28 protein-coding genes and 1 pseudogene are annotated in these 26420 nt (G+C 38.4%); 8 read left to right on the forward strand and 21 right to left on the reverse strand.

The annotated features are described in order from the left end of the window. Positions 1–114 precede the first annotated feature (114 nt). Both BGO88_RS04810 and BGO88_RS04815 read left to right on the forward strand, forming a co-directional pair. Entirely contained in the window at positions 115–378 is a 264-nt protein-coding gene (locus tag BGO88_RS04810; RefSeq protein ID WP_101471697.1) for a hypothetical protein, read from the forward strand. Positions 379–429: 51 nt separating this feature from the next. Then, complete coding sequence (locus BGO88_RS04815; protein ID WP_286706129.1) at positions 430–2787, forward strand: glycosyltransferase; 2358 nt, start codon at positions 430–432, stop codon at positions 2785–2787. Between the two features lie 148 nt (positions 2788–2935). Here BGO88_RS04815 and BGO88_RS04820 read toward each other — a convergent pair whose 3' ends face one another. The 20 genes and pseudogenes from BGO88_RS04820 to BGO88_RS04915 all read right to left on the reverse strand — a co-directional run bounded on the left by BGO88_RS04820 (position 2936) and on the right by BGO88_RS04915 (position 20146). Further along, positions 2936–5284: a multicopper oxidase family protein gene (locus BGO88_RS04820; RefSeq protein ID WP_286706130.1), complete on the reverse strand. Its 2349-nt coding sequence runs from the start codon at positions 5282–5284 to the stop codon at positions 2936–2938. A gap of 21 nt (positions 5285–5305) precedes the next feature. Continuing rightward, positions 5306–5755 carry a heme-binding domain-containing protein gene (locus tag BGO88_RS04825; protein WP_286706131.1) on the reverse strand — a complete coding sequence of 150 codons (450 nt, stop codon included), beginning with the start codon at positions 5753–5755 and terminating at the stop codon, positions 5306–5308. Position 5756: 1 nt separating this feature from the next. Then, complete coding sequence (locus BGO88_RS04830; protein ID WP_286706132.1) at positions 5757–6353, reverse strand: DUF3347 domain-containing protein; 597 nt, start codon at positions 6351–6353, stop codon at positions 5757–5759. Between the two features lie 3 nt (positions 6354–6356). Continuing rightward, positions 6357–6782, reverse strand: a complete 426-nt coding sequence (locus BGO88_RS04835; RefSeq protein ID WP_056070225.1) for a hypothetical protein — start codon at positions 6780–6782, stop codon at positions 6357–6359. Positions 6783–6791: 9 nt separating this feature from the next. Then, positions 6792–7235, reverse strand: coding sequence for a DUF3347 domain-containing protein (locus BGO88_RS04840; RefSeq protein WP_286706133.1), 444 nt, complete (start codon positions 7233–7235; stop codon positions 6792–6794). Between the two features lie 212 nt (positions 7236–7447). Beyond that, positions 7448–8017 carry a DUF2652 domain-containing protein gene (locus BGO88_RS04845; RefSeq protein WP_286706134.1) on the reverse strand — a complete coding sequence of 190 codons (570 nt, stop codon included), beginning with the start codon at positions 8015–8017 and terminating at the stop codon, positions 7448–7450. A gap of 387 nt (positions 8018–8404) precedes the next feature. Continuing rightward, on the reverse strand, positions 8405–9199 hold the full coding sequence (locus BGO88_RS04850; protein WP_286706135.1) for a porin family protein: 795 nt from the start codon (positions 9197–9199) through the stop codon (positions 8405–8407). 171 nt (positions 9200–9370) lie between these two features. Further along, positions 9371–10564 (reverse strand): MFS transporter, encoded by a 1194-nt coding sequence (locus BGO88_RS04855; RefSeq protein ID WP_286706136.1) that lies wholly within the window; start codon positions 10562–10564, stop codon positions 9371–9373. 228 nt (positions 10565–10792) lie between these two features. Then, on the reverse strand, positions 10793–11740 hold the full coding sequence (locus BGO88_RS04860) for a cation diffusion facilitator family transporter (protein WP_286706137.1): 948 nt from the start codon (positions 11738–11740) through the stop codon (positions 10793–10795). 163 nt (positions 11741–11903) lie between these two features. Continuing rightward, complete coding sequence (locus BGO88_RS04865; RefSeq protein WP_286706138.1) at positions 11904–12449, reverse strand: hypothetical protein; 546 nt, start codon at positions 12447–12449, stop codon at positions 11904–11906. Positions 12450–12615: 166 nt separating this feature from the next. Further along, positions 12616–13623 (reverse strand): T9SS C-terminal target domain-containing protein, encoded by a 1008-nt coding sequence (locus tag BGO88_RS04870; protein WP_286706139.1) that lies wholly within the window; start codon positions 13621–13623, stop codon positions 12616–12618. A gap of 9 nt (positions 13624–13632) precedes the next feature. Next, entirely contained in the window at positions 13633–13899 is a 267-nt protein-coding gene (locus BGO88_RS04875; RefSeq protein WP_286706140.1) for a hypothetical protein, read from the reverse strand. Between the two features lie 213 nt (positions 13900–14112). Beyond that, on the reverse strand, positions 14113–14736 hold the full coding sequence (locus BGO88_RS04880) for a hypothetical protein (protein ID WP_286706141.1): 624 nt from the start codon (positions 14734–14736) through the stop codon (positions 14113–14115). Positions 14737–14836: 100 nt separating this feature from the next. Then, the gene (locus BGO88_RS04885) at positions 14837–15709 is read right to left on the reverse strand and encodes an alpha/beta hydrolase (RefSeq protein ID WP_286706142.1); all 873 of its coding nucleotides are present in this window, start codon (positions 15707–15709) and stop codon (positions 14837–14839) included. 44 nt (positions 15710–15753) lie between these two features. Further along, a pseudogene (locus BGO88_RS04890) lies at positions 15754–16631 on the reverse strand (AadS family aminoglycoside 6-adenylyltransferase). 4 nt (positions 16632–16635) lie between these two features. Beyond that, a complete protein-coding gene (locus tag BGO88_RS04895; protein WP_056070185.1) occupies positions 16636–16998 on the reverse strand; it encodes a cupin domain-containing protein in 363 nt (120 codons plus the stop codon). Between the two features lie 117 nt (positions 16999–17115). After that, positions 17116–17688, reverse strand: coding sequence for an AAA family ATPase (locus BGO88_RS04900; RefSeq protein WP_286706143.1), 573 nt, complete (start codon positions 17686–17688; stop codon positions 17116–17118). A gap of 20 nt (positions 17689–17708) precedes the next feature. Further along, a complete protein-coding gene (locus BGO88_RS04905; RefSeq protein ID WP_286706144.1) occupies positions 17709–18869 on the reverse strand; it encodes an FAD-dependent oxidoreductase in 1161 nt (386 codons plus the stop codon). Positions 18870–18901: 32 nt separating this feature from the next. Next, a complete protein-coding gene (locus BGO88_RS04910) occupies positions 18902–19657 on the reverse strand; it encodes a helix-turn-helix domain-containing protein (protein WP_286706145.1) in 756 nt (251 codons plus the stop codon). Between the two features lie 21 nt (positions 19658–19678). Then, positions 19679–20146 (reverse strand): GyrI-like domain-containing protein, encoded by a 468-nt coding sequence (locus BGO88_RS04915; protein ID WP_286706146.1) that lies wholly within the window; start codon positions 20144–20146, stop codon positions 19679–19681. Between the two features lie 217 nt (positions 20147–20363). Between BGO88_RS04915 and BGO88_RS04920 the strand changes: the two genes are divergently transcribed. The 6 genes from BGO88_RS04920 to BGO88_RS04945 all read left to right on the forward strand — a co-directional run bounded on the left by BGO88_RS04920 (position 20364) and on the right by BGO88_RS04945 (position 25795). Beyond that, positions 20364–22178, forward strand: coding sequence for a hypothetical protein (locus BGO88_RS04920; RefSeq protein WP_286706147.1), 1815 nt, complete (start codon positions 20364–20366; stop codon positions 22176–22178). Between the two features lie 46 nt (positions 22179–22224). After that, positions 22225–22914: a VIT1/CCC1 transporter family protein gene (locus BGO88_RS04925; RefSeq protein ID WP_286706148.1), complete on the forward strand. Its 690-nt coding sequence runs from the start codon at positions 22225–22227 to the stop codon at positions 22912–22914. Between the two features lie 86 nt (positions 22915–23000). Beyond that, on the forward strand, positions 23001–23435 hold the full coding sequence (locus BGO88_RS04930; protein WP_101471680.1) for a thioredoxin family protein: 435 nt from the start codon (positions 23001–23003) through the stop codon (positions 23433–23435). 12 nt (positions 23436–23447) lie between these two features. Continuing rightward, positions 23448–24371, forward strand: a complete 924-nt coding sequence (locus tag BGO88_RS04935) for an FAD:protein FMN transferase (protein WP_286706149.1) — start codon at positions 23448–23450, stop codon at positions 24369–24371. 1 nt (position 24372) lies between these two features. Continuing rightward, a complete protein-coding gene (locus BGO88_RS04940; RefSeq protein ID WP_056070167.1) occupies positions 24373–24588 on the forward strand; it encodes a DUF4266 domain-containing protein in 216 nt (71 codons plus the stop codon). A 19-nt stretch (positions 24589–24607) separates the two neighbouring features. Continuing rightward, positions 24608–25795: a DUF3570 domain-containing protein gene (locus BGO88_RS04945; protein ID WP_286706150.1), complete on the forward strand. Its 1188-nt coding sequence runs from the start codon at positions 24608–24610 to the stop codon at positions 25793–25795. 71 nt (positions 25796–25866) lie between these two features. Here the strand turns inward: BGO88_RS04945 and BGO88_RS04950 are convergent, their stop codons facing one another. Beyond that, positions 25867–26400 (reverse strand): hypothetical protein, encoded by a 534-nt coding sequence (locus BGO88_RS04950; protein WP_286706151.1) that lies wholly within the window; start codon positions 26398–26400, stop codon positions 25867–25869. Positions 26401–26420 lie beyond the last annotated feature (20 nt).

The following is a 26420-nucleotide window of genomic DNA, read 5'->3' on the forward strand; positions in this document are numbered from 1 at the left end:
TAAATCAATGATTTGTTAATTATGTTAAACATTCCATAACAGAAATACACTTTTCCATTCATTATAATTAATTTTAGAAGAAAGAAAAAAATAGTAACTCAAAAAAGATTAATCATGAGCTCAAAAAAATTAGTTATCGGGATTGCAGCTGGAGTTGCTGCTTTAGCCATTGTAGGACTTATAGTCGCAAAAAAGAAATCCAAAAAAGATAAATTTTCAGAAAAAGCCAGAGAAGCGCGGGATAATTTCAAAAGCAAACTGAATGACCTTCAACGAAAAGCAAAAAGAGAATTCAATGATGCTTTGGAAGAAGGTGAAAATTTAGCCAATAAAGCAAAAGATAGAGCCAACGAATGGGCTAATCGTATTACATCATAATTATTTTTAACTGATTTCAGAATCGTCAAACTGCCAAAAACTGAATAACACATGAAAAACCTACCACACAGCTCAATATTAACTGATTTAAATCCAGAGGCTCCTGCCTTCCCTTCACGTGCTAATACACTTACGGACGAAGAGCTATTACCTGAAATTCTGTTTATCACTTCATATCCGCCAAGAGAATGTGGTATTGCTACCTATTCACAGGATCTGATGAAAGCACTGAACAATCAGTATGTAAGTTCATTTTCTTTGACTGTTTGCGCCCTGGAAAACGATCATGAAAGACATCACTATTCTGATGAGGAAGTAAAATATACTTTAAACACTTCAGATCCTTCTTCTTTTAAGGCCATTGCAGCAACAATCAACAACGATCCTACTATTAAGGTTGTGGTAATTCAACATGAATTCGGGCTTTTCCGCGATCATGAAAGTTTTAATTTGTTTCTCACTGAAATCAAAAAACCTTTGGCTGTCGTTTTCCACACGGTCTTACCAAGACCGGATGAGGCATTTAAACAAAAAGTACAGCAGATTCTTGACCGGGCAGATTCGATTATCGTAATGACCAAAAATTCTGAGGCTATCCTTTTAGAAGATTATACGGTAGTTTCTGAAAAAATCTCTGTGATTCCACATGGTACCCATTTAGTACCCCACAATGATAAAAATGCATTAAAGGCTAAATATGGGGTTAAGGGGAAAAAAATACTTTCAACGTTTGGTTTATTAAGCTCCGGAAAAAGCATCGAAACTACTTTAGAAGCCTTGCCCAACATTGTTGACAAGAGTCCTGATGTTCTTTTCCTTATTATAGGGAAAACCCATCCGGGTATCGTTGTTAATGAAGGCGAATCCTATCGCGATTCGCTTAAAGAAAAAATCAAAGAACTGAAACTTGAAAACCACGTTCAGTTTGTAAACAAATACCTTCCTCTGGAGGAATTGCTGGACTATCTTCAATTGACGGATATCTACCTTTTCACCTCGAAAGACCCAAATCAGGCTGTAAGCGGTACTTTTTCTTATGCCATGAGTTGCGGATGTGCCATTGTTTCAACTCCAATTCCCCATGCCAAAGAAATGCTTCAAAATGGCTCGGGACTTACTTTTGATTTTGGAAACTCCAAACAATTGGCCGAAGCCGTCAACCAATTGATTTATGATATTGGTCTTCGAAAAAATATGATATTGAACGGACTTCACAAGATTATGCACACCGCATGGGAAAATTCTGCCGTTGCGCACGCTATCTTATTCCAAAAAGTATCCGGAGGAAAAATAGAACTGCATTACAGGAATCCGAAACTGAATCTGGACCATATCAAAAAGATGACGACTGAATTCGGAATACTGCAGTTTTCCAAACTCAACCGCCCGGATCCTAATTCCGGCTACACGCTGGATGATAACGCACGCGCGCTTATTGCCCTTTGTCAGGATTATAAGCTGACCCGTGATATTGAAGATTTAAAATACATCAGTATTTATCTGAATTTTATTTCTTTTTGCCTGAGTGAAGATGGCAAGTTCAAAAATTATGTGGATATCGACCATAATTTTACACCACAAAATAACAGCGTAAATCTGGAAGACAGTTCCGGCCGTGCTATATGGGCCTTGGGGTATCTGATTTCACTGGCTCCTATACTGCCTTCAAATTTCACCAAAAAGGCAGAAACTTTATTCCGAAAAGCCATGCCGCAAACTGAAAAGATGCATTCTACAAGAGCGATGGCATTTATTATAAAAGGACTTTATTATTTCAACCGACATATTAAAGATCTTGATTATAAAATTTACATTGAAATATTTGCAGACAGGCTCGTACAGATGTATAAACACGAAAGTTCTGAAAACTGGAAATGGTTTGAAAGCTACCTGACCTATGCCAATAGCGTGCTTCCGGAAGCGTTGCTCTGCGCTTATGCTGTAACCGATAATGAGGAATACCGTGAAATTGCTAAAGATTCTTTCGACTTCCTTTTAGGAAATACATTTTCGGAAAACCAAATCAAAGTTATCTCTAACAAAACCTGGCATTTTAAAGGACAGGAAAAACACAGTTACGGGGAGCAGCCTATTGACGTGGCGTATACCATATTAGCACTTCGAAAATTCCATGATATTTTTAAAGATGAGGAATACCTCAACAAGATGGAAATAGCTTTCAACTGGTTTCTGGGTAATAACCACCTGAAACAGATTATCTATAATCCATGTACGGGGGGTTGTTTTGACGGACTGGAAGAAACCAATGTCAACCTGAACCAGGGAGCCGAATCAACCTTAAGCTATCTTATGGCAAGGCTGACCATTGCGCGCTATTTTGGAAATCCGAATACCATATACTTCCGTAAAAAACTAAAAGCAACAAAACTTTTGCTTCTTAAGAGTTAATTATTAATTCACAAAAAGTCCCGCTTTGAGCGGGACTTTTCAACCTAAAAATTAATCAAACTGAAAGCAATCTACACTCACAGACCTTAAAATCTTTGTATTATTATCTTTTTATGTTGGCAAGAAATATTGCTTAAAGTAGTATTTGCTAATAATTCAGAAATAAACCTACACCAAAACCCATATCACTATCATAATGTGTGCGGATGCCAAGGTTTCTCGTAAAAATATATCGCAGGTCTCCCATAAACTCTAAATCGGAGTTTACCATAAAGCCCGCCCTCAACCTCTTGGCAATGGGAATATCCTCCCGCATGAGCTGGAGGCGTACAATGCCATCGTGATAAACTTCTGCCTGGAAGTTGACCAGCATAGGCAGGGTATACATTACTCCTAAACTTACAGCACTTCTGTTGTCTTTTTTATTAACCTGACCAAATATGTTTTTTTCATGCTCATCTATTCCCATTTTACGGTAACGCCAGTCGAAACCTATAAAAGGCATCAGCCATTGCATCTTACCTATGTATCTTCCCAAATGCGTTTCTATTTCGTAACCATGCATATCATTGTAACCCAAACGCCATTCTGATCCAAGACTCCATCTTGCATTCTGTAACATTGCCGACCCATCATTACCATTAGAAGCAAAATCATTTTCAGCCATTAAATGTGGCATATTATGATCGCGTTGCAACTTGCGGTAAGCTTTTGCTTTATCCGGCAAATACGGATTTTGATAATCATCTACGGCAAAGACCCTGTTCATACCCGACATCATATGGTAAAGGATGTGACAATGGAAAAACCAATCTCCTTCTTCATTAGCCATAAACTCTATGGTGTCGGTTTCCATCGGCAGAATGTCCAACACATTTTTCAAAGGTGCTTTTTCACCTTTGCCATTAATAATCCTGAAATCGAAACCATGCAGGTGCATCGGGTGCCGCATCATTGAATTGTTATAAATCGTAATCCGCAATATTTCGCCTTTTTTGACGAGAATTTTATCTGTTTCGGCCAATATCCGATTATCCATACTCCAAACATAACGGTTCATATTTCCCGTAAGGGTAAATTTCAATTCTTTTACCGGAGCATTTTCAGGAAGTTCCGTACTGTGAGGCGACTCGAGCATACTGTAGTTTAGAGTCACAATATCGCTCAATGCGTTGGCATTATAACGGTCAGGATTTTCATCTGTATTCATTTCATGCTCACCTGCTCCGGCATTCTGTTTATTTTCGTTATCCGGCATGTTATGTTTGCTGTGATCTGCTTCTACTGTTTTATTTTTTGCAGATTTATCTTTTTTCTTTTCCTCACCCGTAATTTCCGGATACATTACTACGTTCATATCCATCTGTTGCAGGGACATGTTCATTCCCATATCATCCAGGTCTCCATTCATTTTCATCATATCATTCATCATCTTCATTCCTTCGAAGTATTTCAGACGGGGCAATGCACCTGCATACTGTTTTTCACCGTTACCAATGAAATAGCTTGAGGACTGCGTACGGTCTTCGGTAGTCGCTATAAATTCAAAAGCCTTACCATCCTCGGGAATAGTGACCACCACGTCATAGGTTTCCGATACGGCAATGATGAGCCTGTCTACCTCAACAGGGGTGACATCATTACCATCACTGGCAACAACACTCATTTTACCACCTGCATAACGCAGCCAGAAATAAGAAGATGCACCACCATTGGCAATGCGCAGCCGCACCTTGTCACCTGCTTTTAACGGTTTGCCATCAATACTCTTCAGTTCCGTACTATTTCTGCCATTCATCAATACCTTCTCATAATACACGTCGCTTACGTCCATTGCCAACATACGCTTCCATTCGTTTTTGATTTTGGTTTTGAAATGTCCGCTTCTGATAGCCTCAGCATAACTTTGCGTGGCTCCTTTTCTTATGGCAAACCAGTCAGTAGCTGAATGCAGCATACGATGTACATTGTCCGGACTAAGATTCGTCCATTCACTTAACACAATAGGCACTGAAGGCAAATCGTCAATACCTTTACGGAATGTTTTATCATCTGCTCTTTTATACATTACGAAATTACCATACATTCCTATCTGCTCCTGCAAACCTTCATGTGAATGATACCAGTGTGTACCATTCTGAATAATAGGAAAACGATATGTAAATGATGTTCCGGGTTTAATAGGCTTCTGAGTTAAATAAGGAATACCATCTTCTTTATTGGGCAGAAACAGGCCATGCCAGTGAAGTGCTGTGCCCTCTCTCAGTTGATTATGTACAACAATTTCAGCCGTATCGCCTTCTGTAAATTCAAGAGTGGGCATTGGGATTTGTCCGTTAGCCGCAATGGCTCTCTTCTGTTTACCGGCAAAGTTGACAAGAGTGTCTTTGAGTACCAGTTCATACCGCACTACCTTTTGTGCAAAAAGCGACTGCGCACAAAATAATATGAAAATTGCCGGCAATAACCTTTTAAACATATGGATGAGTCTATTCATTTTTTAATTTTTTATTGAGATTTACGGCTGTTCTTTCAGCCATTTTGTCAAAACTTCAATCTGATCTTTACTAAGTACCGCATTCTTGTGCAGTAAAGTATAAGAACGGAGCGGCATTTGCCCGGTTTCAACCTGCTCTGCCATTGAATGTAACAGACGTTCCTGTTTACGGGCTGAGTAATTGCCCCATTCATTAAAATTCAATTCATTTTTAGCCTGTCTGATGTGTTTCTCTACGAGCCATCTGCCCGGTTGTACATAGTCATACCATACATAATTGGTATTATTACTATGGCAGTCATAGCAGGAGGCCTTGAGCATTGTGCTTATTTCAGCAGGCATTTTATAAGTGTGAGTAAAATCGGTAGTATAAACCCTACCATCATCTGTATTGAGAGCAGGTTGAAAAAACTGTATCACTAAAAAAACAAAGAGTATTATGACCAGAATTTTTTTAATTACCTTTTTCATTTCAATACTCTTTTTTTACAGACCCGCAGGTAATCATCTTACTGCCGTAGTATGGATTTTTAATTTCTTTTGTTTCGCTGATCCAAATAGCTCCTTTACCATCATTGAACATTGGACAATGATCCACATACAGCTTTTGTTTCATACCAAATAATTCAATCAGATCTGCAACATCTTTGCTTAATGAAGCGAAATGCTCCCGTTGATGACCTATCTTTTCGGCACTAACACTTATATGTTCTGCATTTTCTTTGGCATTATCTGCAATTTCTGTATAGTCCCTGAGTTTATCTCCGGGGATTGTTTTCATATCCACAGCATTCAGAGAACCAAAGAGCTGTTTGCCTGCTTCGGCCGCCGCTTTGCCATCATCTATTGTAAGCGCATTTTTTAAAGCCAGATAATCTTTAACTATTGTTTCAATAGAGAAATTTTGCGGAGCAGTTGTGTTATTTCCTGCTTCCCCGGTTTCCTGTCCGTGTGCCGCAGGAGCCTTTTCCTCTTGTTTTTCATTGCTTTTATCCGGAGTCTGTTTGCAGGAAAAGATAATGAGAACAACAGTAGTAAAGACAAGGATAGATAGGATTCGATGTTTCATATCTTATTTTTGTTTAAAGAAGGTTTTATAGTTTTTATTGTTCTCAAAGTAAGACACCTCACTATTGTCGCCTGTGATGGCTATCACCGCTTTGGCTTTATCTACCTGTTTTTTGGAAACAGGATCAACAGCCATCCTCACCTCTTTTTCTTTTGGAATTCTTTTCTCACACATTTCACAGCAGCCATAGTATTTCTTTCCCTCATATTCTACCTCAATCTGCTTTTTACCCATATAGGCATCATTGACCATGCATACTTCATTATGCGGTACCACATCACCTTTTTGATAGGCAACCCCATTGGCTTTTCCGTCGCTATGGCTATGATCCCTATTTTCTGTTGAAACATTTTGTGACTTGCTATTCTGCGCGCAGGCAACATTTAGAATGGCAAAAAAAAGAACGATAATTATCCTAAAGTTTTTCATAATACAGTTTTATTGTTTAGTTGAGGTTACTTTTCCACAGGTAAGCATTGAAGAGCCGTAATAAGGGTTTTTTATTTCTTTGTCCTTGCTTAACCAGTAAGTTTTTTTCATAGGACAGTATTGGTAATAAACGGTCTGGTCCAGCTTTTTATCATTTTCTACCAACTTCCAGAGAATGACAGACACATTGTTCAGTTCTGCTCTTTGCTTTTCAATATTTCCTGCCTTGTTGAGCTTTTCTGCAGCCTGCAGCAGTTCTTGTTTCTGGTTAAAACCATCTTCTTTTTTGATAGATTCATACAACGAAGCAGTAGCTTCAGAGGCAGCTTTACTGTCACCGTTTACCAATGCATTTTTTACATTCATGTAGTTGTTTAAAAGATTAGCCGTATTCTGGGCAAATGCTGGAAATCCAAAAAATAGTACTACCAGTACCAACATTAATTTTTTCATATTGTTATAATTTTAAAGGCTGAATAAGAGGATCGATACAAGTCCGGATCGGAAACTTCTAATTTTTAATGACTAACAGTATCTTAAAGGCAAGATTCCAAACTGATAATTTTCAATCCTATTCCACTCTGCTGTTTTAGATATTACAAATTTCAGTCGATTCTGTTCCGTCTTGTTTACAATTTTTCTTATTTGATTTGTGATATTTACTGTTACAGATAGTGTATGTAGCCTATTTCCGGAAGATACTTACAATCTTCGCAAGCATCATATTGCACCGTTGATCTTTCAGGCTGGTCAAAATTGGCTCTCACAAAAGTGTCTGAAAATAGTGCATAGGGAGGATATTGCGCAATACGGTTCTTCAACATCTTGTGCGCTTCTACCACAGTTGTCCCATAGAGTTTCTCAAACTTACCTATTCTGTACTTAGTAAATTCTCCATAGTGCACAATGGTTTTTAGCGAAAGCGGAATCTCAAGCGCCAGTTTCTTTGACAGGCGTCGCAATTCCTTTTGAAACTCACTGTATGTTTGCTCTATCTGTATCAATGTTTCCTGAAATGTGGGTAGGTTACGATACTTGTAAAAGAGTACAGCATCACCTTCTACTTCAGAGATTTCAAAGCAGAGGATGTTACTTTTTATTATTGATTTGATAAGGTTTTCTGTAATATATTTACCTACTGACATGTCTGAATTGATAACGAAATCCGTAAACCCTGAAATGTCAGGAATCATCAATATTCCCTTTTTATCTTGGATACTTTGTTCTTTCATCATTAGATTTATTATGATAAAATAGTGATGCTCACTGAACATTCTCACATTTAGAGTTGAATTTATAATTTGGGAAATTTGTCACCTGTGTTGATCTTTGCAGTTTGCTCTATTTGTTTTGTATTATATAGAAATTTACTTAACCTGACTCAGATTTAAGGAACCAGGATTAAAAAAGCTGAAAGAAGGAGGCAGGTATTACTTTATCCCAATTATTCAGGTAGTTACCGCAGAATAAAATTACCTTATACAAGGAAAAGAAGGAATGCTTTTTATCACCTAAATCACTTCCTATCTACCTACCTCTCTCTCACAGCCCCCAAACCAATTAACACAAAAACTCTTAACCTGCATCAGGTTATTAAAAAAATTAATCAGATAGGTTTATAGTTACAGGCTGTAGGCATAGCCAATCATAACAGTGGCAGCCCCCGATTTGTTTTTCCCATTGGCAGTTCCTTTCTGTATATCAATAAAACCATAATTGCCTCCTCCTTCCAGAAAAATAGTACTACGCTTTATTTTATAACCTATCCCGACATTTCCTTCCAATCCGAAATTGAATTGACGGAGCCTATCCTTAATATTTTTAGTATTGTCAAAGGATAAAGTCAAAAGTCCTTGAGAAGGATTGGCTGGATTTAAAGGAACAGGGGTTGTCCTCGCTTCATCAAGATATATTTGGCTTGTTCCTTCAGTAACTTGTTTTCCTCTTAACAACAGTCCCGCAAATGGACCGACACCTGCATAAATCCTCCACTTCTTTTTAGGCCCCAAATCCCAACCAAATTTGGCTAAAACCGGTAACATCAAATAATCAAATTTAGCTGTACTGTTAAAATCAGCATATAAATAAGGAGGAGCCTGGCTACCAAATAAAGGAGCCATTTGTGCCGGAACCGGAAATGCCTGAAAACCATTTTTCTTCCCACCTTGTTGTGAATATTCTATCATTATTTGAATAGAAAAAAGTTTGCTTGTCTGGTATTCCGCAAAAACACCAAATCCAGCTCCCAAACGGGAACTGTATCCTTTACTTAGTGAATTATTCGCTGAACCACTACCTGCCGTTAAGTTAGGTATTGAAAGTCCACCACGGGCTCCGATGCTCCATTGTTGGGCTGATATTGAATTTGTATAAAACAAAACGGCTGCCATTCCTAATGAGAGTATGTATTTTTTCATTGCTAAACTTTTAAATGATGTCTTTATTCCATTTCTCTGCAAGTCGTAACTGTTGGTATTATTTTCAAGAAATGGATGTATTTATAATCTTGTAATCTGTCTTACAAATTTCAACAGTTGAAGGCGTAGCAGCATTGCGATTTTCATGATTTAATTTGCGACATTTACAGATTACCGGACAGATTTGCCCTGATACCAGGTAATTCTCAGGGCTGCTATCAAAGTAATGACTAACATCGGTATCAATACTATATTTACACCTTTCCATCCCCAATGATTGAAAAGATTTCCGGCAAAGAAACTGGCAATACTGATTACAGCAAAAACGGTAAAATCGTGGAAAGCCTGAGTTTTCTCTTTCTCTTCTAAGCGATAGACTTTAGTCAGTAAGGATGAACCGCCAATAAACAGGAAGTTCCAGCCCAGGCCTACAACAAATAACGCTGCAACAAAATTTCCGGTGCCTGTTCCGCTAAGCGCAATAATAATATAGAGAAACATAATAAACAGACCCGAAATAATAATACGGTAAGTCCCGAATTTCTGGATGAGCAGTCCGGTAAAGAATGAAGGTAGAAACATTCCCAATACGTGCCACTGAATAACTGTAGCCGAACTCTCCGCAGAATGTCCAAAACCATACATTGCTATGGGTGTAACGGTCATAGACATCCCCATTACAGCAAATGCGGTAGACGAAGCCAGTAATGCAAGAATAGTATCTCTGTTTTTAATGATTTTCTTTAAAGAACGGCCCTTATCTGTATTGTTTTTATCATTTTTTTGCAATGAGGTCTTATCCAGTTTTAGCAGCGATACAATACCAAATGCCAGTATGCTCAGCAAGACGATAGAAAAGTAAGAATAAGCATAAGGCACCTTACCTAAATGCTGTGTGAATTTTGCCAGATTAGGCCCGGAAAAAGCAGCAACAATACCTCCCGCAATTACCAAAGAAATGGCTTTGCTCTTCGCTTTTTCCGGAACAGCATCAGCCGCAGCAAAACGATAATATTGTGAAAATCCCTGATAAGCTCCTATTAGCATATTACCTATAGAAAATATCCAGAATGAATTCTGAATAATACCATACCAGGAGACTAATCCGGCCAGTACTCCAATCAGCGTACCAACCATAAAGGCATTACGCTGGCCTGCTTTTCTGATAAGCATAGAGGCAGGAATCATCATCATTGCCGTACCTACCGTAATCATAGCTATTGGTAATGTAGCCAGATTTTTATCAGGTGCCATAGCCAACCCTACCACGCCAGACAGTGTGATGACCAGAATGGAGGCTGTCTGGAACAATGCCTGTGCTATAAACAGCAGATATACATTACTCCATTTAGCTGTTGTTTTCATATACATAAAACTTAGGGTACAAAATTCAGTACTTGCCTTCTTGCTGCTATTGTGTTATTTCTTATTTGTTTTATGATGTTTACTGATTAGATAAAAAACAAAAGGCTGTAGTACAACAATACCACAACCTTTAATGATGTTATTTTTGGTTTTAATCTTTAAAAACCATTCAGCACAATAGAGCTATGCTGGTATAATTATAAATTATTTAGTGAGGTTTGCAGTAAATTAATGATTATGGTCGTGGGCAATTACCTCTGCCTTTGTAGTACACAATACCGAAGCATCATGCAAGTGTGCCGGCGTTTCCAACTGGATAGTTACGTGATGTATTTTTAAGTGCTCCAAATCGTGTTCTATTTTACGAAGCATAATCTCTCCTGCTTCAATTGTCATTTTTTCATCAACTACCGCGTGGCAGGTCAACGCGTTTAGTCCGCTTGTAATCGTCCAGATATGCAGGTCGTGGATACTGATAATACCTTCAGTTTCCAATATTTTTTGTGTTACTTTTTCAACTTCAACATTATCTGGTGTGCCTTCCATCAACACATGTACCGATGATTTCGTAACCAAATAGCCGCTACGCAATACCAACACAGAAACAATGACACTTGCAAATGCATCTGCCCAGACCCAATCAAAAAACATAATAAGCAAAGCCGCGATGATGGCGCCTACCGAACCAAGCATATCACTTATCACGTGCAGATATGCCCCTCTCATGTTCAAATTTTCCTTGACATCTGCACCACGCATCATTATCCAGGCTACAAGCACATTTACGGCCAGACCTATAGCAGCGATGATTAGCATTCCGCCGGAAGTAATCTCCGGTGGCTTTTGAAAACGTTCAATAGCTTCATAAATAATATAGACTGAAATCAGTATGAGTGTTGCTCCATTGATGACAGCAGCTAATATTTCAAATCGTTTGTAACCATACGTTTTGCTATAATCAGCTATTTTGCTACTGAATGTAAAAGCCATCAAGGCTATAAAAAGTGATATGGCATCACTCAGCATATGCCCGGCATCTGCCAGCAGAGCCAGGCTGTTTGTAATCAATCCGCCTATAACCTCTATAACCATATAAGCCGTAATAATAACAAGGCTAATGATTAAGGTTTTTTTATTCGCGCTACCAGAATGATTGTGTTCGTGGTCATGTCCCATAATTGTATTTGCTATAAAATTATTTAATATCGCATTTCTATTTATTTATGTAATACGATACAAAACTGACGACAATCTACGTAACTAATGTTGTGGAATTCTTTGATAGATTTGTAAGATTTACCTTTTGTCAAAAAAAAAAGAGACCGAAGTCTCTTTTAAATTATTTTGAAGGCTTTAGAGTTTTTATATTACTATCATTTAAACCGTATGCCCTCATTACTGCATAGTAATCATTATAATCTATTGAAGCTGGAGTTGCAATTCCTTTATCAGAAGATTTTGCAGGCTTATTAGACAAGAACCCTGGAATAATTACCACACGGAATACTTGATTTTGAGTAAATTCAGGCAAAAGCACTGCTGAATTTGTAAAACCTAAATAGATAAAAATCTCTCTTGTTGAAAAATCGAAGCTATAATCTAATTCATCGCCTCCATTAAAATAATAAGTTTTTGGAAGCGGTACCCATACGTCCTGGCCGGCATCTTGTCCATCAAGTCGATAAATCAAAATCATATCGGAATTATAAATGGGTGGATTTAGCGTATAACTTATTCTATAATTGTTTAAAGAATTGAAATTAGTATTCTGATTAATTTCAAAAACTTCCGCAATAGTATCGTTATCAACGCGGTCGTCATCATTGCTACAACCTTGTAATGCCGTCATTCCGACAATAGCTAAAAGTAAAAGTATTCTTTTCATAATATTATTTTTTATTTGTTTATAAATGTATTCCAAAAATAAAGCCAAAAAAAAGTTTTTAGAGAATTTTAATACTTTTTCCCTTATTATCTAGATGTCTTTTCACGGCAAATATTTACTAATTTACTGAATTTAAAACAGTTATTTAAAAATAATTTTAACAAAATTATTCTTTATTAAAATTATTTTTTCTTTTCGTCTCCAAATAAACTCTTAAAAAACGACTCAAATCTACTTTATGCAATTTCTGCGTTTTATTGATAAATGGCTTTCTCGAAAAATTTTCATTCGTTAAATAATAATGGAATCCGTCTTGTGTAGCAATACCTTCAATCTGATGAAAAGGCAATCGCAGTTTAATTCTTCTTTTATTTCCGGTAAAAAAATCGGTTCCGTGAAAATCATACAGGAGATATAAAAAGGGCTTGAGGTGTTTTGAGTAGCCGCACAAAACAATGGTACTTTCTGCTTCTAAAAATACCGCACCCGTAACTAATCCGCGAATGTCATGTACCGTTTTTAGTTGGGCAACGTGATTTCCCGGAGTTTTAGGCAACGAATAGAGGGCCGTTTTTTTGGATGTCCATTGTTTGGTAAAAATATAAATACTGTCTTTTGAAACTACCATGGCCTCACCGTCATAATCGGTTTGGTTGGCTTTTGATGGTATGAGGGGATTGGCCTGGTCTGAATAACGGAAAGAGATAGTATCTATGACAGGGTTTAAGGCAAGGGATTTCTTTTCAATTCTTAAAATATGAAGGTCCGTTCTGTTACCGGCCACATTGTTGCCAAAATCGCCTATATACAGATAACTACTGTCCTGGGATATTTCTTCCCAATCTTTATTGACTACTTTTTTTAGTTCATAACTTTCCTGTATACTTCCCGAAATGGTATCGATTCCATAAATAACCGTGTCTTTATCATCATTATGTGTCCATAATTTTCGATTCCAAAAAATCAATCCCGAAGTTTCGTGTAATTTTTCATCCAGCTTTTTTGAAAATTCAGGTCGAATTGCTGCTCTTTTATATTGGCAACTCCCGTCGTTTATTGTTGCTTCCGGATTGTAATTTTTAGATAACGGGTCTGTACAACCTGCAATTTGCGCTGCCATATCAGCCATAAAAAAAAGATTCAAAAAAAACAGCCAGCTGCAAATCGTTTTCATACTACCCAATTAAATCGTTTTTCCTTTGGCAGCCCTGGCACGTTCAATATCTTCCAATGTTGCACATTTGGTACTGATTTTTACCTCATCTACAACAAAAGGCAGGTGAATATATTCTACTTCAGAAAGGTCTTCATTTAAATAATCGGCAACATCCTTCAGGTCATAAAACCAATATTTATCAAATTGTACCTTCTTTATTGAAGCGTCCTTTAGGAGGATTTCTTCTTTTAGCTTCTTTACCATAATAATATCTGCTGATTTCTTTTCCTGCAAATTACGTTATTTGAATTATAGAAATGTTCAGTTTTTAGGTGTTTTAACAAAAAAAGACTTCTGTTAGGAAGTCTTCTATTTGATGAATTTTGTATCTCTGCGTCTTTGCGAGCAGCTGTTTTCACGCAAAGACGCTAAGTTAGGGTATAACACATTTCGATGTAAGGTTTCTAAACTTAGCATCTTGGAACCTTAGCAACTTAGCCCCTCTTTCTAAGATGTCAAAAAGTAATCAATTAATATCTCATTTTCTTGTTTCCAACGAATCCATCCTGATTTTATCGGATTTCCGTCATCATCACAATGCGAGCCCGTAAAAATCTGAATCCAGTCGCCTTTCATTGACTTGACCTGAAAGCAATCTTCGCCATCAAAAGGAATTGTTCTGGCTGAATCATTAGGTTGTGCTTTGATTTCTTGCGGGAAAGAATTTCGGGAAATCATAAATGCATTTTTCAGAAAACCTTCCCAGGTATCCAAATCAACCGATTTTGTCTTTCTTATCCAGTAAGACTCACCGGTTTCGTTATTTACGATTACCTCAATCCAAAAACGTTCTTCTGATTTGCATCGGAAAACCAATTGGTCATAGTCCAAAAAGAAACCTTCCGGTTTCAGCCATTTTTCAACTGACTCAATATCGCGTATGTCAGGGCTTCCTGTTACTTCGTCCTGGTAAAACTGGATAATCTGTTTTGGTTCTTTATCATAAGCGGCTGCATACAAATTCAAAACAGAGTTGCCTGTATATTTTATAGTTGCAATTCCAATTCCTAATTCTGATTGTGCGGTTGCATTGACTGCAAATAGAATAAATAGTGCTTGTAAAAATTTCATTATCAGGGCATGCTTGTTTTTGATAGCATACTACAAAGAACGCTCTAAAAAACTTTTTATTTTGTTTTTTAAGAAACTGTTATTTCTTTATTATTAAGGCTTATTGGGCTGTTGCGTTGTTTACTTTAAATATTTTGGAAAAAAACAACATATGATAAGGTAAGGAATTTTCCCAGTATTCCCACGTATGGGCACCCGGCCGTTCTGTATAATCATGCGGCACCTTACTGTAAACCAATCTCCTGTGTAATTCCCTATTAGGCCCAATCAGAAAATCATCAACACCACAGTCAATAATAAGAGGCAGACCGTTTGCTTTCATTTTATCTATCATATTCAACACTGCATGTGCGGCATATACTTCCTGAGGTGCTCCCTGAGACCCAAAAACAGGTTCCATCAATTGGTCAATTCTCTCCGGTGTATCGATTCCCATATTTTTCATGGTTCCCATGTCAACAGCTCCGCTCATACTTCCGGCTGCCGCATATATGTCCGGGTGTTTGGCTGACAAATACAACGCGCCATGTCCTCCCATTGACAATCCGGTAATAACCCGGCCTTTCTTCTCATTGATTGTCCTGTAGGTCTGGTCTATTTTCTGTACGACTTCTTTAGTAATATAGGTTTCGAACTGGCTGCCTTTATTGACAGGACTGTCCAGATAGAAGCTAAATGTTTCGCCTTCCGGCATGACAATGATAATATCATACTGGTCTGCCAAATTCTTAACCGTACTGTTTTTTGATGTAGCATTTAGCCAGTCTCTGAAATGTCCGTAAGCACCATGCAGCAAATATACAACCGGATATTTCGTCTTGCTTTTTGCATATGAATTAGGAAGGACAACTGCCGCATTATAGGTTTTGTTCATGGCAACACTAGGAATTGCAAGCGTGTCTACCTTTGCCGCCTGAGAGGCCAACCCATAGAATAAGAAAACGGCACTCCATAGTAATTTCAGATTTTTCATAACATTATTTTTCAGGTTAATGATTCCGTTGATGTTTGCAGTCGTTAGCTATCCTTACCTTCCATTGATTTTACGTGATTCAGATAGTTTCTGATTTTAGAATCAAGTTCTGCAGGATATGCATAGCCCAGTTTTGAGACATTGCGGTTCCCAGTTCTGTACCTATATCTGCATAGGCAAACAAGGCACGCCAATTGTCCTGTATGTCACTGCCGGAAAAAGTGGCTTCTATCTTTTTCCACATTTTGGGAGAAAGGTATTTTTTAAACAATCTCCCTTTTTTATTGGTTGATACATTCCAGTTGTGCTCCAGCCCTATATGCCATTCTACCATTTTCTGGAAGTATTGCGTTCTCATATTGTCTTCAAGCATGAATTTGGCATAAAAAAGATCATCGCGCCACAGGCATTTCGCCACATAGGTCATGTCCCACCAAAAATCATTAAATAGGGTTGTAAACTCCTGTTTTGTAGGTTTTTTAACCATAACCGCATTATAGGTTGGCGGCTTCATGTTTTTTGTAATGTCGTCTTTGTCCAGCAGTACCTTATAGCCTACATCCCAATCTTCCTGCAATTCTTCATTGTTTACTTCTTCGAGAAATTTATCTACGGAATAGATTTTATAGTCCACTTTGGTATAATCTTCATAAAAAACCATGCGCATGGCGTGTTTGCCTTCAAATGCTTCTTCGTTTTCTACAATCATGGCTATTTTTTTGCCGAAATTCTCTACCCAACTATCATCTGACAAGAACTGTTGCAGGTTACTCACGACAAACTCAATATCCAAATCGCTAAACTGGTCTACCGGAGCATAGGGATTAACAAGCGAACTTGTTAGTAGCACCGCCCTGATGTCATCATTCGATGTCGCCCAATCCATGATTTCCATTAATTGGGTTTCTCTTTTGTTTTCCATTGTGCTAAATCGTATCCAGGGTTCGTTTTGTAAGGTCGCTTTTTTCTGCATCGCCTGTATTAAGTGTCGATGCAGGTTCAAACAGCAAAACAGATACTTCCTGTGGCGCTACAGGCCTGTGTTCAACTCCGCGTGGTACAATCAAAAATTCGTTCTCTTTGAGTTCAACGGTCTTATCCCGAAATTCCATGTTGAATTGGCCTTTGACAACCAAAAACATTTCGTCTTCATTGTCGTGTTTATGCCATACAAATTCACCCTGAAATTTTACCAGTTTGACATGTTGCCCGTTCAATTCTCCAACAATTCTTGGGTTCCAGTAATCGTTAAATAAAGAAAGCTTTTGGGCGATAGTTACTTTTTCCATTTTCTTCAGACTATAAAGACGAAGTTATAAAAAATAACGCTTGATTGAACCCACTCTTTTCCAATCGTTATCCATCAATTTAAAATCCCTTTCCCAATTCAAGCTTATTCTTCTGACTTAATCTTCATCAGATGTATTCTGTTTTATCCTATTTATTATGAACTCCTTCCTCTTCTCAACGGTATCTTTTGGCACTTCTATAATTTCATAGCCATAATCCTGATAGGTCTTTTTCATGGCTTCAAAAGTAGCTTCGGCTTCTTTCCAATCCTGTTTTCTTTCCTCATCTGTTTCGTAGATACTCTGCCAGGGCGGGAAGATGAATATTTTTGTATTATACTGATAATGTTCTGCTATTTCCTGTATTTCATTTGACAGGTCCAAACCTACCATTCGGGCATAGCAGACTGCATCCAAAATTCCCCTATCAAAAAAAACGGGAAGCAGACTGTTTTTAGAAATAGCCTCACGGTAGCTTTCAGCAGAAGCTTCTACCATTAACTGCATATAAAGCTCCTTGCTTTTCCATGGTAATGCCTCTCCGCCAGTTGCTATCTGTTCTTTGATAATTGCACGTGCTGTTTCTGGCATAACCATATAACCGCTTTTTTCCAGTTCGTTTAAAACGGATGTCTTGCCAACACCGGGACCGCCGGTAAGAATATAAAAGTTCTCGTTTTGGTATTTCATTTCATTATCATTATTCCCTTTTATTCTTTAAACAATTCCAACATATGGGAGATTGCATTTTCAGAATGCAGGGCTTCGGTTTGTTCTAATGTCATTTTTGCAATTTCGGAGGCTCTTTTACGCATCTGCTTTTCATAATGGGCAATTGCTTCTTCAATATCTAAAAAATCTGTTCCCGTAAGACAATTGCTGAGTTCAAGGGCATCAAGCATTGCCATATTTACGCCTTCTCCGGCATAGGGTGGCATCAAATGTGCCGCATCACCAATCAGAGTACTGTCTGCCCGTGCTTTCCATGTCTGGTCTAACGGCATACAGTACTGCGGACGCGGAACAAAAGAAGTGCCTTCTGTTACAAATAATTCCATCCAGATTTCATCCCAATCTGAAAATTCTGTACGAAACCAGGTTGCTACTGATTGGCTATCCTTAAAATCAATACCACTATCGCGTACCCAAGTTTCCTGTGTTTTACAGCCTGTATAAAAAGAGAGACTTCCATCTCCTTTTGCGCTTACAATAAGTGACTTTTGATTACCAAAGGCAAAAACTTTTCCACCCTTAACCATTTCATAGATGCGGGGTGCTTTTTCCGCCGCCTCATAAAGACTGCCTTCTACGACTGTAATTCCGGAATAGAAGGGCCGGATAGTTGTAAGATAAGGACGTATTTTTGAATTGGCACCATCTGCCCCGATAACCAGGTCTGCTGTTTCTGTTTTTCCATTTTGAAAAACAAGCTTCCAGATACCGTTTTCCTTTTCTAATGCTGTAATATGACTATCCCATACTATTGTTTCCGGTCGTAACGAATCAAGGAGCAAATCACGCAAAGGACCACGGTCTATTTCAGGGCGGAAGTGTTCGTGTCCAAAATCAGCCTTTTTATCAGGTTCGTTATGCTGGTCGTAAACAAGGTTACCATATTGGTCCGCAATACGCATCTTGTCGGCACCAGGTCTGTAATATTTTTTAAACGCTTCCATTAGTCCGGCCTCTTTGAGTGCTTTAAGGCCTGAATCGTCATGAAGGTCGAGCGTGGCTCCCTGTACTCTTACAAATCTTCCCGCATCTCTTTCATACACTGTTACATCAACCCCTTTTTGTTGCAACAGTCGGGCAAGTGTCAATCCTCCAGGTCCACCACCAATAATTGCTATTTTTTTGTTTTTAACTACCATGATTTTAAAGATTTAGTTTTATCAAGGCAAAACTATTTCTTATTCAAGGTGGAAAATTGTATAAATCGGTCGTTTTTATTTTGGGATAATTCTTTGGGAAGCACACCGGAGAACTTTTTTACATCACGGATAAAATGGGCCTGGTCTGCAAAATCCTGTTCGGGAAACAATTTCCCTTCCTTGAGATGTTTAAAGGAAGCTCTGAAGCGCAAAATATTGCAATAGGTTTTTAACGGCAATCCAAACTGATGGCTAAAATAACGGTTCATCTGGCGACTGCTCCATCCGGCCTTTTCAGAAAGTTCTTTCACCGTTAACGTACCATTTGAAGTGTATATTTGGTCAAACAGTCTGAGTTTCCTGTTATCGGGTACTGTTTTAATAAGGCTTTGTATTTTTCCGGTTAGCTTGTTGCAAAAAGCATCAAAATCGGAAAGGTCTTCTTTGGCAATATTCCAGAAACCTTCCGGAAGAAGACGTCCGCCATTAAGCAAAGATGAAACGCTGGCTTCTAAAAGATATTCAACCGCTAAAAGGCGAAGGCTAACCGCAAACATGGTTCTTCCTGATTGCATCAGGGTTTGTGAAGCTTCCGTTTCCAACCCTAAAAGAACGGCACGAAATGGTTCGGTATCGGAATATGAAAAAATAATATCAATCCTCCCGTCTGGCAATACTATGATATTTTTGGGTTCTCCGGAAGGTGTCCTGATTTCCCAAAAGCTTTCAACATATCCGGCAATCGACGAATCGGGTTTTACTATTTTATATTTAAACGGACCGTCCATTTTTTAATGATGGTCGTTAGGTTATTTTTTTACGGAAAGAAAAATATCCACTTCTGCATTGTTCCAATCTGCACAGCGTTCATCATATATTTCAAAATCATATTGATAGGCCCTGTTCAAATTGGCATCTTCTTTCCAGATTTCTCTCCATGCTTCTGCAATACAGGCCGGCATGACGCCTTTGGCTATTTTTTGAGTATAGGTTTGTGCCGGTATTTTCAGACTTTTGAATCCTTGCGGAACTGCTGTGCCTTCTGCCACTTTGCAGCCTATGAAATAGGAATACGGTTGTGTATGGTCGCCATCATAGTCAAAATAAACAGCATAGATTTCATTACCTAATTTACCTTCTATCTGGCTGTATCTCTTTTCCGTCTCGAATTGATGCCAAAGTCCGCCACAGTCTATGGCAGCCTGACCATCTTTATTGGTTGTTTTGTTATCAAGTTGAATGCCTATCAGTAGGAAGTTTTCTTTACCGGTTTCCATTTGTTGTATGTTATTTTTCGAAGCTCATATATTAGTGTGTTCCAGAAAAAAAGAGTATTATTTTCTAAACCGGATAATCACATTATCTTACGAAATTAATAAAATAAATGGGATATGTCGCTGTGACCTTTCATCTGCTTTTCCAAAACTGACATTTATCATCTTTTACGACAATTGGTTTATTCATATTTGCAGCTATCTTAAATTAATATGCATTATGGCGCCTGATACTTCTGTACATACTTTTCATATTCCTGTAATGGGACTTTCTTTTACAATTGATAGCCCAATTCGGGTGGCTCATTATGGAATTTCTTCCGTAGTTTCTATTGTAGACGATGAACTTATTGAAAAGATGAATGCTTTTTACAGCAAGAAATTTTGTTTGCCTTATCAGGAAATTACAAAAAAAATCCATGACTATCGTGCCGAACGCATTAAAAGTTATCTGGATATGATGGACCATGTCGTCAAGGAAAAGTTTCAGGCTTTTAAACGCGAACTTTCTGAAAGTCGCCCGGCTTTGGAACGTTTTCTGGGTATGCTTCCGAACCAATCCGATTTTAAAAGAAGTTTACAGGAGCTTTTGGAGAATGGTTCCGAATTGAAACATGGCATCAAAAGTTTCCTTGAAAAACATTTCACACCCGGAGCCATTGATGTCAATATCATGACTAAAGTTGACAGAGAAAATTATGATAAAAAAGAAGCCCTGTCTATTGATTTTAATGATGCGCATGCCGCTTTGAGGGGATTTGCAAACAGTAAGCTTCAATCTTCAATAGTATTTTCGGCAGGTATGAATCCAAGACTGTATAGCTATCTTGAAAGTTTCAATTGTTTTTTTCCGGATACAGAAGGAAAGCTCGAAAAGAAAATCACATTGAAAGTCAGTGATTACCGTTCAGCATTGATACAAGGCAATTTTCTGGCAAAGAAAGGCTTATGGGTTTCTGAATACCGTATTGAATCGGGGCTGAACTGTGGAGGACACGCCTTTGCCACCGAAGGTTTTCTTTTAGGTCCAATATTGGAAGAATTCAGAACAAAAAGAAAAGAACTCATCCAAACATCACACGAGTTGATGGCAAAAGCGCTAGAACAAAAAGGACTTCCCACGCCATCCCATCCGCTTCCTTTAAAAATTACAGCTCAGGGCGGCGTAGGTACTGCTGAAGAACATGATTTTTTATTACATCATTATAGAATGGATTCTGTAGGCTGGGGCTCGCCTTTCCTGTTGGTTTCTGAAGCTACTTCTGTAGATAATGACACCCGATTATTATTGGCGAAAGCAGAAGAAAAAGACCTTTATCTGAGCCATATATCTCCTTTGGGCGTTCCTTTTAATACAATTCGCGGCACAAGCAATGAGCAGCTAAAACAGCATCGCATTACAGTAGGGCGACCGGGAAGCTCCTGCCCTAAAAAATACCTGGCATTGGACAGAGAACTAGATAAAAAGGGAATTTGTACGGCTTCACTAAAATACCAATCGTATAAACTGGAATCGTTAGAAAGCAGAAAACATGAACTCACGGCTATGGCTTATGAACAGGCAAAGTTTGATATTACCGAAAAAGCCTGTCTTTGTGTTGGACTCGCCAATGCTTCCTATCTTGAAAATGGTATTACCGTTAAAGGTGAAGCACAAGGCGTTGTTATTTGTCCGGGACCTAACATGGCCTATTTTAACAGAGAAGTTTCATTACAGGACATGCTACGCCACATCTACGGATATGATTCTGTAATGGATTTTCCAAACCGTCCAAATTTGTTTGTAAAAGAAATACGGCTTTATATTGATTATCTGAAAAAAGAAATAGCCCTACACCATAGCACTGCAACTCCAGCCCAATTTAAGAAATGGATAACATTTCAAAAAAACCTGCTTTCCGGAATTGATTATTATGAGAAGTTATTTCTTTCTGTTTCTTTAGGAACTGATACCCATCCGTGGAACAACTTGCGTAAAGAAATTGAGGCAATTGAAATAGGTCAGGTTTCTTTTGAGAATCTTCAGACAGGTTAACCAAACAAACAAAACCTTTGCTATATTTATATTTAAAAAGGGAAATATGCAAAATGAGACACATTACATAACCCGTAGCGGCTGGCTTAGGGCTGCCGTATTAGGAGCCAATGACGGAATTCTCTCTACCACCAGCCTGGCTATTGGAATAGCTGCTGCTTCCGAAACCAGGTCACCTATCATACTGGCTGCTTTGGCCGGAGTGGTAGCAGGCGCGCTTTCTATGGCAGCGGGAGAATATGTATCTGTCAGCTCACAAAGCGATATCGAAAAATCCGACCTGAAACGGGAAATGAAAGAATTGGAAGAAACGCCTGAATCGGAACTGGAAGAACTCACGCAAATTTATATTTCCCGCGGACTTACTCCTGAACTCGCAAAAGAAGTGGCCCTGCAACTCACCTCACATAATGCACTCGAAAGCCATGCCCGTGATGAGCTTGGAATCAATGAAATTACTCAGGCCAGGCCTATGCAGGCAGCATTGGCTTCTGCCCTGGCATTTATTTGCGGAGGAATATTGCCGCTTTTGGTAGCAATTTTTGCCCCGTTGAAGTATATGGTGTTTTTGCAATACGGATTTGCTATTATTTTTCTAGCCCTATCGGGAACATTGGCTGCAAAAGCCGGCGGTTCAAATAAACTAAAATCGGTGGCCCGTATCTGTATCTGGGGAACGGTTGCCATGGTAGCTTCAGCGCTTGTCGGCTATGCTTTTGGTGTTCAGACTTCGTAAGGTAATCTTAAGCCAATCTTAAGGAAACTGCAATACATTTTCAGAACACTATTACGTTAATCTGCTATAACAATAACTGTATAGCGATGAAACTTTTCACCTTCTTATTCTTGCTGGCATTTGTTCCTTTAAAATGGGAAACAGATTTTGACACCGCCCAAAAAGATGCCAAAGAAAAAAAACAACTAATCCTGCTCAATTTTTCAGGGTCTGACTGGTGCGCGCCCTGTGTAGCTACTAAAAGGGACTATTTTGAAAACGATTCCTTCCTGTCTATGGCAAAGGACAATCTTGTTCTGCTTAATGCTGATTTTCCAAGAAAAAAGAAAAATCAACTCTCTCCCGAACAAATCAAAAAAAATGAAGCACTTGCTGAAAAATACAACAAGCAAGGCAATTTTCCATTCACTCTATTATTGGATTCAAATGGCAAAGTGCTGAAGTCATGGGTTGGAAAACCTGAAGTTTCTGTCGAAAAATGGACAAAGGAAATCAAAAATATCTGTGACTCTCACAAATAAGAAACAGGCACCATGCTGGAATTTTCACAATCGCTAAGGCTGATGGGTAATCAATTTACCATAACGGTAGTAAGCCCTACTAAAACAGAGGCAGAATCACATATCAATACTGCCATAGAAGAAATAAGGCGTATAGAAAGACTACTTACTACTTTTGATGAGAATAGTCAGACCTGCCTAATTAATAACAATGCAGGTATTTCACCTGTAGAAGTTGATACAGAAGTAGTAGAATTAATTGAACGAAGCATCGGAATTTCAAAAATTACGCAAGGTGCTTTTGACATAAGCTATGGCAGCATTGACAAAACACTCTGGAATTTTGACAGGAATATGACTCAACTTCCTTCACGCGAAGAAGCCCTGAAAATGGTACATCTTATTGATTACAGAAATATTCTTGTTGATAAAGAAAACAGTACCGTATTTCTCAAGAATAAAGGCATGAGGATAGGATTTGGAGGTATTGGTAAGGGCTATGCCGCCGAAATGGCGAAAAGGCTGTTAATGCAAAAAGGCGTCGGGAGCGGAATCATAAATGCCAGTGGCGACCTTAGCGCATGGGGACATCAGCCCTCAGGAAGACCGTGGAGAATAGGAATATCTAACCCTGACTTTCCGGAAGACATTTTTTCCTATTTAGACATTAGCGGAAAAGCCGTAGCAACTTCCGGTAATTATGAAAAGTATGTCATGATAAACGGAAAAAAATATTCGCATACCATAGACCCTAAAACAGGATTACCCATATCAGGAATTAAGAGTGTTACAATAATCAGCAGCAATGCTGAATTTGCCGATGCAATGGCAACTCCTATCGCTGTCATGGGCATAAAAGCGGGTCTTTATCTCGTCAACCAGATACCGGAACTGCACTGTATCATTATTGATGATGACAACCAGCTATATACTTCAAAAAATATAAATCTTACATAAAATGAAAAATCTCCCCGTTTGGATAGCAGCATGCTGTATAGTCATGACTGCCGGGTGCTCGTCCGTTAAAGAGTACCAAAAAAATAAGATAAACGATTCCGAAATGGCATTGTCTAACCGGAAAGTCGAAAAAACTGAACTGAGCTTCCAATCTTACAGGGAAGGCTCATCTGGTGCCAATGCCGGAAAAAGTGGTGGCGGATGCGGTTGCAATTAATCCCTAACTGTATAACAAAATGAAAAGAGTTTTTATAACCGGCTTTGCTCTGCTGGGGCTTTTAAAAGCCTATGCCCAAAATGAACAGGCAGATTCGACCGCATATAAGCCTAAAAAACTTAAAGTCGATGAGATAAATCTTGTGTCAAGCTATTACAGACAAAATGGAGACAATTCAGCTGTTACAGGAGGATTGGGAACAGAAAAACTTACTGATATATCCAATGCGATAGACCTCAGGGTGGTAAAATACGGCAAGAATAATATCAAACATAATTTTGATGTTGAAGTAGGTGTCGACCATTATAGTTCTGCCTCTTCAGACAAGATAGATCTTAATGCCAATTCGTCCGCATCGTCTTCTGACATAAGAGTATATCCTTCGTTGAACTATATCCGAGAAAATGAAGAAAAAGGGCGTACATTGGGTATTGGGGTTTCTTCCTCTACAGAGTATGATTACCAGTCTTTTGGAGGAAATGTGAGTTTTTCACAAAAAACCAAAGACAGAAATGGCGAATTTGGAGTAAAATTTCAGGCTTATCTTGATCAGGTAAAACTGCTTGCTCCTATAGAACTTCGCGGATTACCCAATGTTGATGATTCTGGCAATGCTTCCCGAAATACATTTGTTGGGTCACTCACTTATTCGCAGATCATTAACAAAAACTTCCAGGTAATGTTTCAGGCTGATCTGATATCGCAGCAAGGCTATCTTTCGCTGCCATTTCACAGAGTATATTTTACTGACGGTTCAGTACATCAGGAAAAACTTCCGGACAGCCGCCTTAAGATACCGCTGGCTGCCAGAGCAAGTTATTTTTTAGGTGATAATGTGATTATTAGGGGTTATTACCGGTTTTATACTGACGATTGGGGAATCCAGTCTCATACAGCCGATATTGAAATACCGGTAAAAATCACATCATTTGTATCCGTTTCTCCGTTTTACAGATATTATACGCAAACAGCTGCAAAATATTTTAAAGGCTATGAAATGCACAATCTCCAAAGTGATTTTTATACCAGCAATTATGACCTTTCAAAATTCAACAGCAGTTTTATTGGTCTTGGCCTTCGACTGACTCCGGTTAATGGCATTTTTGGCATCAAACATCTTAATATGCTGGAAATACGTTACGGACATTATGCCCGTTCCAATAATTTAAATTCTGATATTGTCAGCATCAACATCAGATACAAATAAATGAGAATTAGAATAAAGTTAAAAAATCCGAAGCTAGCTTCGGATTTTTTAGTTACGTCAAGTCAATACTTTTATTTCGGTATCGCCAATAATTCACAAACCTCGTCATAGCTTCTGTCTCTTAAATTTATAGATCTGGCGGCGGGAGTTCCTCCAGGGATTATAATATAACGAAATTTAACACCACTACCAACAGCAATAGTTGGAGTTAGTCCATCGTGACGATACCTGAAAATTTTCAGATTTCCTAAAGTAGTAATGGCCTCTATTGTATTTATACTATTACCTGCCCTTGAAGTATAGGGTAAGGCAAAAATATCTGCACCATTAAATTGCATATAAACCAGAACGGTACCGCTATTCAAAATTTCATTGGTTATCTGAGGTACGGAATAAGTATATAACATTCCAGAAGTTCCATCAATCGTCGCTTCTGTTCCAACAGGTCGGTCGAGCCAGTCGCTATAAATTACATTGGCTGTTCCGGGTTCACCATCCATTCCATTTAATCCGTCTACTCCATCTTTTCCATCATCGGAACAGGAGATGATACTTGTTCCTAAAATCATTAATAAAAGAGCACTAATTTTTTTGATTGGTTTCATAATAGTTAATTTAAAATTTA

Origin of the sequence: Flavobacterium sp. 38-13 (genome assembly GCF_001899155.1) — a bacterium.
Taxonomy (GTDB): Bacteria; Bacteroidota; Bacteroidia; order Flavobacteriales; family Flavobacteriaceae; genus Flavobacterium; species Flavobacterium lindanitolerans.

What these genes read in the sequence shown, in the direction of transcription:
- BGO88_RS04850 (WP_286706135.1), bottom strand. Translation starts at nt 9,199, where the DNA reads ATGAAAAAATACATACTCTCATTAGGAATGGCAGCCGTTTTGTTTTAT.
- BGO88_RS04825 (WP_286706131.1), bottom strand. Translation starts at nt 5,755, where the DNA reads ATGAAAAAGGTAATTAAAAAAATTCTGGTCATAATACTCTTTGTTTTT.
- BGO88_RS04830 (WP_286706132.1), bottom strand. Translation starts at nt 6,353, where the DNA reads ATGAAACATCGAATCCTATCTATCCTTGTCTTTACTACTGTTGTTCTC.
- BGO88_RS04920 (WP_286706147.1), top strand. Translation starts at nt 20,364, where the DNA reads ATGGCGCCTGATACTTCTGTACATACTTTTCATATTCCTGTAATGGGA.
- BGO88_RS04925 (WP_286706148.1), top strand. Translation starts at nt 22,225, where the DNA reads ATGCAAAATGAGACACATTACATAACCCGTAGCGGCTGGCTTAGGGCT.
- BGO88_RS04845 (WP_286706134.1), bottom strand. Translation starts at nt 8,017, where the DNA reads ATGATGAAAGAACAAAGTATCCAAGATAAAAAGGGAATATTGATGATT.
- BGO88_RS04945 (WP_286706150.1), top strand. Translation starts at nt 24,608, where the DNA reads ATGAAAAGAGTTTTTATAACCGGCTTTGCTCTGCTGGGGCTTTTAAAA.
- BGO88_RS04860 (WP_286706137.1), bottom strand. Translation starts at nt 11,740, where the DNA reads ATGGGACATGACCACGAACACAATCATTCTGGTAGCGCGAATAAAAAA.
- BGO88_RS04810 (WP_101471697.1), top strand. Translation starts at nt 115, where the DNA reads ATGAGCTCAAAAAAATTAGTTATCGGGATTGCAGCTGGAGTTGCTGCT.
- BGO88_RS04935 (WP_286706149.1), top strand. Translation starts at nt 23,448, where the DNA reads ATGCTGGAATTTTCACAATCGCTAAGGCTGATGGGTAATCAATTTACC.
- BGO88_RS04940 (WP_056070167.1), top strand. Translation starts at nt 24,373, where the DNA reads ATGAAAAATCTCCCCGTTTGGATAGCAGCATGCTGTATAGTCATGACT.
- BGO88_RS04865 (WP_286706138.1), bottom strand. Translation starts at nt 12,449, where the DNA reads ATGAAAAGAATACTTTTACTTTTAGCTATTGTCGGAATGACGGCATTA.
- BGO88_RS04930 (WP_101471680.1), top strand. Translation starts at nt 23,001, where the DNA reads ATGAAACTTTTCACCTTCTTATTCTTGCTGGCATTTGTTCCTTTAAAA.
- BGO88_RS04880 (WP_286706141.1), bottom strand. Translation starts at nt 14,736, where the DNA reads ATGAAATTTTTACAAGCACTATTTATTCTATTTGCAGTCAATGCAACC.
- BGO88_RS04815 (WP_286706129.1), top strand. Translation starts at nt 430, where the DNA reads ATGAAAAACCTACCACACAGCTCAATATTAACTGATTTAAATCCAGAG.
- BGO88_RS04905 (WP_286706144.1), bottom strand. Translation starts at nt 18,869, where the DNA reads ATGGTAGTTAAAAACAAAAAAATAGCAATTATTGGTGGTGGACCTGGA.
- BGO88_RS04870 (WP_286706139.1), bottom strand. Translation starts at nt 13,623, where the DNA reads ATGAAAACGATTTGCAGCTGGCTGTTTTTTTTGAATCTTTTTTTTATG.
- BGO88_RS04820 (WP_286706130.1), bottom strand. Translation starts at nt 5,284, where the DNA reads ATGAATAGACTCATCCATATGTTTAAAAGGTTATTGCCGGCAATTTTC.
- BGO88_RS04840 (WP_286706133.1), bottom strand. Translation starts at nt 7,235, where the DNA reads ATGAAAAAATTAATGTTGGTACTGGTAGTACTATTTTTTGGATTTCCA.
- BGO88_RS04915 (WP_286706146.1), bottom strand. Translation starts at nt 20,146, where the DNA reads ATGGAAACCGGTAAAGAAAACTTCCTACTGATAGGCATTCAACTTGAT.
- BGO88_RS04910 (WP_286706145.1), bottom strand. Translation starts at nt 19,657, where the DNA reads ATGGACGGTCCGTTTAAATATAAAATAGTAAAACCCGATTCGTCGATT.
- BGO88_RS04895 (WP_056070185.1), bottom strand. Translation starts at nt 16,998, where the DNA reads ATGGAAAAAGTAACTATCGCCCAAAAGCTTTCTTTATTTAACGATTAC.
- BGO88_RS04950 (WP_286706151.1), bottom strand. Translation starts at nt 26,400, where the DNA reads ATGAAACCAATCAAAAAAATTAGTGCTCTTTTATTAATGATTTTAGGA.
- BGO88_RS04835 (WP_056070225.1), bottom strand. Translation starts at nt 6,782, where the DNA reads ATGAAAAACTTTAGGATAATTATCGTTCTTTTTTTTGCCATTCTAAAT.
- BGO88_RS04900 (WP_286706143.1), bottom strand. Translation starts at nt 17,688, where the DNA reads ATGAAATACCAAAACGAGAACTTTTATATTCTTACCGGCGGTCCCGGT.
- BGO88_RS04885 (WP_286706142.1), bottom strand. Translation starts at nt 15,709, where the DNA reads ATGAAAAATCTGAAATTACTATGGAGTGCCGTTTTCTTATTCTATGGG.
- BGO88_RS04855 (WP_286706136.1), bottom strand. Translation starts at nt 10,564, where the DNA reads ATGAAAACAACAGCTAAATGGAGTAATGTATATCTGCTGTTTATAGCA.